Below are 1,294 nucleotides of genomic sequence, written 5' to 3'. Positions count from 1 at the left end.
CTTCACCTCCGCTTCCCTTATCATAGGATTTGTCATTGTTTCGGTATTCTTCAACGAGATGCTGGGGAATATATTCAACCCTCTTCTGAACGGAATCTCAACCAACGCTGGTTGGTTTTTCACGCTGGCAGTAAATATTATCCTATTGTTCGTGCTTTATCTGATGTTCAGTCGGTATGGGGATATAAGACTGGGTGGGGACGATGCTGAACCGGATTTCTCTACCCTCAGTTGGTTTGCCATGCTTTTCTCTGCTGGAATGGGAATAGGCCTGCTCTTCTACGGTGTAGCCGAGCCGATGTTCCATTTCATGGTTCCTCCTGTACCTGCTGATTCTGCCGCTGAAGCTGCGCAGAATGCCATGAAGTATACCTTTCTCCACTGGGGGCTGCATCCTTGGGCAATCTATGCATTGGTTGCTCTTGCCTTGGCGTTCTTCAGTTTCAACAAGGGACAACCACTATCCATTCGATCGATTTTCTACCCGATTCTTGGTGAGAAGATCAACGGGGGATGGGGCAATCTGATTGATATCCTGGCAACCATCGCTACGTTGTTTGGTGTTGCCACCTCCCTCGGATTTGGTGTACAGCAGATCAATGCAGGACTGAATCACCTCACCGGTCTCGAGCAGAGCCCTCTTGTGCAGCTGTTTCTTATAGCAGGGATTACCACGATTGCCACAATCTCAGTAGTCAGGGGTCTTGATGCCGGTATTAGAAAACTTTCAGAGCTCAATATTTGGCTTGCTCTTGCACTGTTGTTGTTTGTATTCGTCTTTGGCCCCACGCTCTTTATTGCAAACGGGTTTGTCGAGAATATTGGTGCTTATCTCTCTTCGTTCGCTGAGATAGCTACATGGAATGAAACATTTGAGAATGCATCCTGGCAGAATGACTGGACTGTCTTCTACTGGGCTTGGTGGATCGCTTGGTCTCCCTTTGTGGGCATGTTTATTGCCCGTGTTTCCAGGGGCAGGACCATCAGGGAATTCCTCATGGGAGTACTCTTGATCCCGACACTTGTTACCTTCTTGTGGATCACTGTATTTGGCAATTCTGCCCTCTATATTGACCTGTTCAAGGGAGGCAATCTCGGCCAAGGGGTAACTGAAAATGTTCCACTTTCTCTCTTCCTTCTTTTGGAACACTTCCCGCTCTCTTCAGTTCTTTCTGTTCTTGGGGTATTGGTGGTGGTAAGTTTCTTCGTCACTTCATCTGACTCCGGTTCCATGGTAATTGACATTATCACCGCAGGTGGTAATCCAGATCCTCCAATTCCCCAACGTCTATTC

At 47.6% G+C, this 1,294-nt stretch carries 1 protein-coding gene; it reads left to right on the top strand.

Annotated elements, in window-relative coordinates; translation table 11 throughout:
- Positions 1-1,294: BCCT family transporter (locus tag JF818_RS01230; protein WP_198890177.1), on the top strand; the 1,294-nt coding region annotated here is incomplete at both ends.

It is taken from the genome of Sphaerochaeta sp. S2, from assembly GCF_016406725.1.
Classification (GTDB): domain Bacteria; phylum Spirochaetota; class Spirochaetia; order Sphaerochaetales; family Sphaerochaetaceae; genus Sphaerochaeta.
The sequence above is the reverse complement of the archived record's forward strand: the minus strand, read 5'-3'. Positions and strand labels throughout refer to the sequence as shown.